This window comes from Pontibacterium sp., assembly GCF_041587635.1.
In the GTDB taxonomy this organism is placed as follows: domain Bacteria; phylum Pseudomonadota; class Gammaproteobacteria; order Pseudomonadales; family Balneatricaceae; genus Pontibacterium.
The window spans coordinates 1-8,381 of sequence record NZ_JBFGYC010000123.1 but is presented as its reverse complement, the minus strand read 5'-3'; the positions used below and the strand labels follow the sequence as shown (position 1 = coordinate 8,381).

The 8,381-nt window shown below is 48.6% G+C and carries 10 protein-coding genes and 1 tRNA gene; 4 read left to right on the top strand and 7 right to left on the bottom strand.

Annotated elements, in window-relative coordinates; translation table 11 throughout:
• From ABYW01_RS08325 to ABYW01_RS08310, 4 genes are all read right to left on the bottom strand, one after another.
• The coding region (locus ABYW01_RS08325; protein ID WP_372832017.1) for an Arm DNA-binding domain-containing protein at positions 1 to 326 on the bottom strand (326 nt) is incomplete at its 3' end.
• Between the two features lie 202 nt (positions 327 to 528).
• A tRNA-Ala gene (locus ABYW01_RS08320) sits at positions 529 to 604 on the bottom strand.
• Between the two features lie 159 nt (positions 605 to 763).
• Entirely contained in the window at positions 764 to 2,263 is a 1,500-nt protein-coding gene (gene gltX, locus ABYW01_RS08315; RefSeq protein WP_372832016.1) for a glutamate--tRNA ligase, read from the bottom strand.
• Between the two features lie 115 nt (positions 2,264 to 2,378).
• The gene (locus ABYW01_RS08310; RefSeq protein ID WP_372832015.1) at positions 2,379 to 2,744 is read right to left on the bottom strand and encodes a diacylglycerol kinase; all 366 of its coding nucleotides are present in this window, start codon (positions 2,742 to 2,744) and stop codon (positions 2,379 to 2,381) included.
• Between the two features lie 151 nt (positions 2,745 to 2,895).
• Here ABYW01_RS08310 and ABYW01_RS08305 point away from each other — a divergent pair, with 151 nt between their 5' ends.
• The 3 genes from ABYW01_RS08305 (at position 2,896) to tal (ending at position 5,845) form a co-directional block, all read left to right on the top strand.
• Positions 2,896 to 3,579, top strand: coding sequence for a methyltransferase domain-containing protein (locus ABYW01_RS08305; RefSeq protein WP_372832014.1), 684 nt, complete (start codon positions 2,896 to 2,898; stop codon positions 3,577 to 3,579).
• A 356-nt stretch (positions 3,580 to 3,935) separates the two neighbouring features.
• Positions 3,936 to 4,871 carry a tRNA dihydrouridine(20/20a) synthase DusA gene (dusA, locus tag ABYW01_RS08300; RefSeq protein WP_372832018.1) on the top strand — a complete coding sequence of 312 codons (936 nt, stop codon included), beginning with the start codon at positions 3,936 to 3,938 and terminating at the stop codon, positions 4,869 to 4,871.
• Positions 4,872 to 4,891: 20 nt separating this feature from the next.
• Positions 4,892 to 5,845 (top strand): transaldolase, encoded by a 954-nt coding sequence (tal, locus tag ABYW01_RS08295; protein WP_372832013.1) that lies wholly within the window; start codon positions 4,892 to 4,894, stop codon positions 5,843 to 5,845.
• 273 nt (positions 5,846 to 6,118) lie between these two features.
• Here the strand turns inward: tal and ABYW01_RS08290 are convergent, their stop codons facing one another.
• The 3 genes from ABYW01_RS08290 to ABYW01_RS08280 form a co-directional block, all read right to left on the bottom strand.
• Positions 6,119 to 6,601 carry an STAS domain-containing protein gene (locus tag ABYW01_RS08290; protein WP_370277936.1) on the bottom strand — a complete coding sequence of 161 codons (483 nt, stop codon included), beginning with the start codon at positions 6,599 to 6,601 and terminating at the stop codon, positions 6,119 to 6,121.
• A gap of 1 nt (position 6,602) precedes the next feature.
• The gene (locus ABYW01_RS08285) at positions 6,603 to 7,769 is read right to left on the bottom strand and encodes a PP2C family protein-serine/threonine phosphatase (RefSeq protein WP_372832011.1); all 1,167 of its coding nucleotides are present in this window, start codon (positions 7,767 to 7,769) and stop codon (positions 6,603 to 6,605) included.
• A gap of 84 nt (positions 7,770 to 7,853) precedes the next feature.
• Positions 7,854 to 8,198: a VacJ family lipoprotein gene (locus ABYW01_RS08280; protein ID WP_372832010.1), complete on the bottom strand. Its 345-nt coding sequence runs from the start codon at positions 8,196 to 8,198 to the stop codon at positions 7,854 to 7,856.
• On the opposite strand from ABYW01_RS08280, the gene ABYW01_RS08275 reads away from it, so the two are divergent.
• A partial coding sequence (locus ABYW01_RS08275; protein WP_372832009.1) for a GYD domain-containing protein occupies positions 8,181 to 8,381 on the top strand: 201 nt, incomplete at its 3' end. The genes ABYW01_RS08280 and ABYW01_RS08275 overlap by 18 nt on opposite strands.

Sequence of the window (8,381 nt, the reverse complement as noted above, 5' to 3'; positions counted from 1 at the left end):
TTGTGCCATTCTCGGGCGATCATTTCCAGATTGTTGGCCTGCGCTTGCGTCAGTTCAACCTTCCTGGATTTTTTAGCCTGCGACGGGTCTATACCCTGTTCCAACAGTTCCCGCGCCTCAGTGGTCGCCTTACGAGCCTTTTTTAAGGTAACTTCTGGATAGACCCCGATGGAAAGCAGCTTCTCTTTACCTGCAAAACGATATTTCAAGCGCCAGTACTTTGAACCGGTCTTGGTTATCAGCAGATATAGCCCCCGCCCATCACTCAGCTTAAAGTCCTTTTCCCTAGCTTTTGCCTGCTTAATTTGGGTATTAGTCAACTTCATGCAATCACCTGCGTATTACCGAAAGCGATTGGGGGTATGTTGAGGCATTGAAAGTAAAGAACTATACATATACCCCCACATCTACCCCCAAAACTTACGGATGTAAGCGGACGTAAACGGACAAACTAACAAGGAGTATAGACAAAAAAACCAGCAAAATTGCTGGCTTACGGATGATCTCGGATGAATTGGGATTCAGGAGTGGTGGAGCCTAGCGGGATCGAACCGCTGACCTGTTCGCTGCCAGCGAACCGCTCTCCCAGCTGAGCTAAGGCCCCGTCCTAAAAACGAGGTGTATATTAATCACGCCTGACAGCAGTGTCAAGCGCTTCATTACAAAAACCGACCGGCGATTCTCTTTTACTTTCAAATAGTTATTTCTCACACAAAAAAGGCCCATCGTACGATGAGCCTTTTTATCAAGCAGTAAGGGCTATTTATACACCCAACGCCTCAGTCAGAGCGCGGAACTCTTTGTCCCACTTCTTCGCCTGCTTCTTAGATGGGCCACCTACCAGATTCAATGCACTACGCATACGAGCACGACTGATATCCGGGCCCAGAATCTCCATGGAATCCATCACGGATACGGTTTGATTTGTACCGGCAATCGCAATAAACAGCGGGAACAGGAAGTCGCGCAACTTGAATCCCAATGCTTCAGATACCTGCTTCAGGTTCTGGAATAGACGGTCCTTAGACCAATGACGCTCAGAGTCCAGATACCAAACCGTAAATTGAAGAATACGGCTGACATCTTCCTGCTGAAGTGCCTTATGCTCAAAGTGCTCCAACGTCAGGTTTGGCATACCCGACAAGAAGAAACCCGCCAATGGCGCAACATCAGAGAAGGTTTCTACACGCTGCTGGATCAACGGCAGAATCTGCATCAGATATTCAGGGTTTAAACCCCAATCAACATAACGCTGTGCAAACTCTTCCGGACTAAGGTCTTCGCGCAACCAAGTACCGTTAAGCCAACTCAGCTTCTCCTGATCAAAGACCGGACCACCCAACGACACACGCTGAATATCAAAGTGATCGATCATCTCCTGACGCGTAAACTTCTCACGCTCATCCGGCATGGACCAACCCATACGACCCAAATAGTTCAACAGCGCTTCTGGCATAAAGCCCATGCGCTTGTAGTACAGGATGCTGGTCGGGTTCTTACGCTTGGACAGCTTAGACTTGTCCGGGTTACGCAGCAGAGGCATGTGACACAACTTCGGCATATCCCAGCCAAAGTATTCGTACAATAACTTGTGCTTCGGCGCAGAAGAGATCCACTCTTCACCACGGATAACGTGAGTGATCTCCATCAGGTGGTCATCGACAACATTTGCCAGGTGATAGGTTGGCATACCATCCGATTTCAGCAGAATCTGGCAGTCAACCATGCCCCAGTCCAGCTCGATCGGGCCACGCAACATATCATCAACAACACACGCCCCCTCTTCCTCAGGAACACGCATACGCACAACGTACGGTGCATCTTCAGACTGACGACGAGCGACCTCATCATCAGGCAGTGCCAGATCACTTTCCTTCAGCGCAGTGTGCTTACCAGATGCGCGGCGCGCTTCACGTAGCTCATTCAACTCATCAGCGGTACGGTAACAACAAAAAGCCTTACCGGAATCCAGCAGCTGCTGCGCGTAATCGCCATAGATATCTTTACGCTCACTCTGACGGTATGGGCCAAACTCACCACCGACATCAGGACCTTCATCCCACTCCAGACCCAACCAACGCATGGAATCCAAAATAGTCTGTTCAGACTCTGCAGTACTGCGGGTTTGGTCGGTATCCTCAATTCGCAGGATAAATTGCCCCTGATGCTGACGAGCAAACGCCAGGTTAAACAGAGCGATATAGGCAGTACCAACGTGGGGATCACCCGTTGGAGATGGCGCAACACGAGTACGAACAGTCATTGGAGTCCTTGTTGATCGAATGCAAAAATAGAAAGTGGAGATTATACCTGCAGTCTGTCAGGGGAAAAACTGTTGCGGCGAATACCACAACAGAAATCCGCGCGACACACTGATATTAGACGTAGTTTTCCCAGAGAACAGCGCCCCAAACCAAACCGGCCACTAATAAAACCATCAGTACAGCAGCAGAACCCGTATCTTTAGCAACGCCAGCAAGCGCATGGAACTCGGTGCCTGCACGATCCACAATCGCCTCAATGGCTGTATTCAGCAATTCCATCGCCAGTACGATCAGACAAACCCCAATCAACGCTGCAAACTGATAAGCGTTTTGTGCCACCACACATGCAAGCGGAAACAAGATTGCGGAGGCATAAACTTCATATCGAAAAGCAGGCTCATTTGCGAACGCAGCTTTGATCCCCTTCATCGAATAGCAGGATGCATAATACAAACGCATCAAACCCGTATTCTTCTCCATCACGACTCCTTTCTAATTCAATAGATATACAAGTAAAACCCTGAAGTACTAAAACGACTACCCAGAACATCTCAAGGAAAAAATCAGTTATAGCATGCAGCATTAAAGCCACATACAATCACATTAAATAAGCATTCACTGATATATCGATATGAGCATTCAGTTAGAGCACACCCAATCTTATCTACTCACTCACCATGGTGGTGATGGACATCTGGCGGCACAACGCACCCAAGACAGCCACACTCGAAATCACGATGAGAGCTTCTGGCGATTTTGGTATCAGTGGACTGAAAAAATCCTGCCAGCCGACGGGCACGTAGTGGATCTGGGCGCAGGTATTGGCCTCTTCATCCAAACGATGGCACAACGCTTTCCCGATCTTACAACCACCGGTATCGAGTGTGCACCCTACATGCTGGAGCGGATGGTGGAACTGCCCTCTAATGGCTATATCATTGTCGACGATCTCAACGCGCCCTCCAGCCTATTCCAGCAAGGCAGCATTGATACCTGCATCGCCAATATGCTGATTCACGAGCTACACCAACCCATCTTGCTGTTCAAGCAGGTGAAACAGTGGCTTAAACCCGGCGGCCGCCTCATCCTGATCGATATGGTACGCCAACCGCTAGAGAGCTATCTCACCCACAAACACCCAGACGCCACCCAACTTGAGCGCGATCAGCTTGAAGACAGCTTTCAGCACTTTCTCGAGCATAACCGCTACACCCCTGAAGATCTTAGCTTTATGCTGCAACACTGCGGTTTTCAAGTAGAGATACTTGAACCATTTAAAAAGGGACGCGCCGTACGCATCGCTGCCACCGCCTAACCCAAACAGGGGCTTATCAAAGCCAACATAGGTGATTGCCTGAGGTAAAGGTGTCGTTAATACTTCAGGAGTTTTAAATGTGGCATTTGGAGATACACCCGCAGTGTATGCCTCCGATAGCGGGCCGGATGCAAAGTCGAATCAATTTGGCCCTACGTGTATAATCGACTCCATAATGTAGCTGGATATCTTTATCCTACTAAGAGTTAAGACTACGTCTGAACAATACCCTTCGGGTATCCCCAATACTCAGACTCACAACAGCAGTAGAACCGACTTTGAATAACCCTATAGAATCAAGCTCTAAGCCACACACCGCGCGGGATACACTGGATCGCCGCTTCTGCGTTGCCCCGATGATGGATTGGACGGACCGGCACTGCCGATACTTCCACCGCCTGATAAGCCAGCACGCCGTTTTGTACACTGAAATGGTGACCACCGGCGCCCTGATTCATGCAGATGAAGCACGCTTTTTGCAGTTTGATCCGAAAGAACAACCGGTAGCTCTGCAACTCGGTGGCAGCAATCCCGAAGACCTCACTCAGTGTACAAAAATGGCGGAAGACTGGGGTTACAATGAAGTTAACCTAAATGTCGGCTGCCCAAGCGATCGTGTGCAGAATAACATGATCGGCGCTTGTCTGATGGCACACCCACATTTAGTTGCAGAATGCCTCCACAAGATGCAATCGGTTGTTGATATCCCCGTGACAGTCAAACACCGCTTAGGCATTGACGACATGGACAGCTATGAAGAACTTCATAACTTTGTGGACATCGTTAAACAGTCAGGCTGCAGAACCTTCATTGTTCATGCCCGCAAAGCCATTCTTCAGGGATTGAGCCCGAAAGAAAACCGGGACATTCCGCCGTTAAAATATGAATGGGTATATCAACTCAAACGGGAATTTCCCGAGCTTGAAATCATTATTAATGGCGGCATCAAAACCCTTGAGGAGTGCGAACAACATTTGCTGCAGCTCGATGGCGTCATGGTTGGACGCGAAGCGTATCAGAACCCTTACATGATGGCTGAGGTCGACAACCGACTGTATAACGCAGATTCAACACCACAGCAGCGAAAAGCCGTTATCGAAGCGATGCTGCCTTATATTGACGCACAGCTCAACGATGGCCGGTACTTAAACCACGTGGTACGGCATTTGCTCGGACTATTTCATGCACAGCGCGGCGGACGTCAGTTCCGTCGCTACCTGAGCGAAAATGCCCATAAACCTGGTGCTTCCATCAATACACTTAAAGAAGCACTGGATTTAATTCCAGATTAACTTTGCAGGACAAATACGAAATGGAAAGCCAACTCGATCAACTAAAAAAAATGACCACTGTTGTTGCCGATACCGGCGATATAGAGGCCATTCGCACATTTAAACCCGTAGATGCGACAACCAACCCATCGCTGCTGCTAAAAGCTGCCTCCCTACCCGACTACGCACCACTTCTGACCGAAGCAAAAGCCTGGGCACAAGAACAGGGCGGCGATAATCAGGCACTACTGGGTAATATGACTGATCGCTTTGCCGTTTCTATTGGCCGTGAAATTCTGAACATCATTCCAGGACGCATCTCGACGGAAGTGGATGCACGTCTGTCATTTGATACCCAAGCGACTGTAGAACGCGCCCACAAACTGATTCGCATGTATGACGAAGCCGGCATCAGCAAAGAGCGTATTCTGATTAAAATCGCTTCAACTTGGGAAGGTATTGAAGCTGCACGCCAGCTTGAGAAGGAAGGCATTAACTGCAATCTGACCCTGCTGTTTAATTTCGCTCAGGCTGCAGCATGCGCAGAAGCTGGCGCCTACCTGATTTCACCGTTCGTCGGCCGCATTCTGGATTGGTACAAAGCCAACACTGATGCTCAGGACTATAGCGGACTGAATGATCCCGGCGTACAGTCCGTCTCTCGCATTTATAACTACTTCAAGACCAACAATTACAACACGATTGTAATGGGTGCTAGCTTCCGCAACATCGGTGAAATCCAAGCATTATCCGGCTGTGATCGCTTAACGATCGCGCCTGCACTAATGCAGGAACTTTCCGAAACAAATGCAACGCTTACCCAACAGCTTTCCGCATCCCAAGCAAACAGTAAAGACACGAAGGTTGTATTGGATGAAGCCTCATTCCGCTGGGAGCTGAACGAAGACCCGATGGCGACAGAAAAGCTCGCTCAAGGCATTCGCGCCTTTGCGATTGACCAGGTCAAGCTAGAAACGCTGCTAAGCCAGCAGTAAGACGAATATCCTCTCAAGCGCTGAATAGACTTACTGATAAGCGCTTGAGATTTTAACTCTGTCCATAAGCAAATTTTGGACAAAAAAAAGCCCGTGAGCTTCCGAGCTCCGGGCTTTTTCCCCCAGCGTTCCATGCCGGTCACCGCTCTTTTCCGTAAGCAGTGAGAGGAAATTACATCCTTGGCAATTGACAGATCCTTCTGCTTTCCCCATTTCCTGAAATCAATTTTATAGATTCTGGCTCATTACTGTATATAGGAATTTTTCCTATTTTTAGCTTTTCTCTAACGTTTTGACCAAATCTTTAAACGCTTCTCGATTAGAGTCATTCAGGTCAATAAGAATACGGTGAGCCGCTATAATTCGCATCCTGATCGATTCTTCAGAATCCTGTACAAATGACAACTTTTTAAGATCACTTGGACAAGTAGGCAGCTCGCTAATAAGAACAAAGATATGATCGAAGCCCATACTCATCAGCACGCGCGTAATATTCTCATTTGTCGAAACAACGGTGGGTTTAGGTAACGATAAAGCATAAGCCTTGATGGACAGCTTAGCGATCAAACCAAGCGACGTACTATCAATTCCCTCTGCCTCAGTCAGATCAACTAGTATCTCCTGAGCCTCAATACTCGCCAGAGACTCCTCGATATGACAATCCAATGTTGCACACAGAGTCAGCCGCACATCCCCCACAAACTTAAGGATATAGCGCCCGTCCACACATGCAGAAAAGATAGAACCCTCTTTCATCTTACCATCCAACAACTGTCATGATTGCTATGTCGTCAGGCGCCTCGCCACTATAGCTGGCAGTCAGACTTGCCTTCAGCTTCTCCGGACTGGAACCTCTCAGATTATCCACCACAGCACGAACATACTCTTCGCGGGACAGGATATCTTTCTGTGGCAAGACCTCAAGAATACCGTCTGAGAACAAGGTTATCTGAAAGGACGACTCCAGTTCGATTGATCTTTCGTCATAGATTGGCTGTTCAAAAAGACCGACTGGCATCCCTCTCCCTTCGAGATATCGAGTCCCTCTCGTATCCGTCAGAAGCGGCATGGGATGATGCCCACCGACCGCATAGTGCAACAACCCGCTATTTCGGTCAATCGCCCCCAGAAACATGCTCAAATGCTTGCCTACGCCCGTTTCTAACAACTCAGTATTGATCCGTTGCAAAACATCACCCAGCGAAGGGAGCTCATCTGGAGATACATCTTTATAATCACGCACCAAACTCTGCGTCATGTTCTTCAACAGAACGGTCACCAGTGCCGAAGAAGCACCATGCCCTGAGACATCTGCCAGATAGAAAACCATACGCTGGTCATCAACCGGCACTACATCAACAAAGTCACCACTAAGGTATAACGAAGGGGTAATCTGATGCTCAGCCTTAATCCCGCAAATTTCGATGGTTTCTGCAGGCATCATATTACGCTGTATATGATAAGCAGCCTGCTGATCAGCTTTAAGTTCAGAAAGGCTCTGCTCTAGCTCCTCTCGGTAAAACCGATTCTCTTCAAGCGTACGCGCCCATCCCATAAGACGCTCGACTGCGTCTAAAAACGCCTGACTGTGTCGAGCAACGTCAACCACATCAAATACATCAGAGGCGCCTAAGCGCAACGCTGAAAATACATCACTACCATCAGGGTCATCCAGCAAAACCAGAACAGGGTTGGGAGAGTGGAGCTCAATCAGATCATGACACAGTGACTGCTTTGCTGTGGGAACCCGGGCGATCACAAGAGCAAAATCCGTATCACCAAGCTTCTCCTTTGCATCAGACAATGAAAAGCTGGTTGATACTCTCAGATCTAGTATTGAGGACTCATTCAACAGATCAAAAATACGGTCGATTAGTGCTGTTGAATGATCAACAATCAGAATTTTTTGAGTGGTGTGACTCATAAATCACCCCAAGGCAGGCGCTTTCGATCCATGAGTCAACAAGTTAAACCTAATGCTAGCAACATGCAATAAGCCAAAACCGACTTAGAAATTTTCGTCATCGTAGTCTTCTGACTGACCATCATTGATCGAGAACTCACGACGCTGAAGATAGGCATCACGGATAAATGTATAACGATCACCCGTAATTAGCTTTTCTGCTTCCAGCAAACCAGAACGCGTATCGATAGCCTGCAAACCAATAACTGCATATCGGGCAGAATCATCTTCAATATTTGAAATAGGTGACGTAATCGAGTCAACAATTAAGCCCCCGGTATCACGGACATTTGAGGGACCAAATAACGGCAACACAAGATACGGACCGGATGACATACCCCAATATCCGAGCGTCTGACCAAAATCTTCGTTATGCTCTTCAATACCCATTGGTGTTGCAACATCCAGCACACCACCCGGCGCTCGCGGGAATTCACCGACCACGTCAAGAAGCTCGGCGTCCGGGTCAAGGACGTCTACTGGACGCTGGGAGCCCACGACGGCGTCCTCATCTTCGAGGCCGCGGACGACGAGACCGCCACCGCCGCCCTGCTGTCGCTCGGCTCCCGCGGC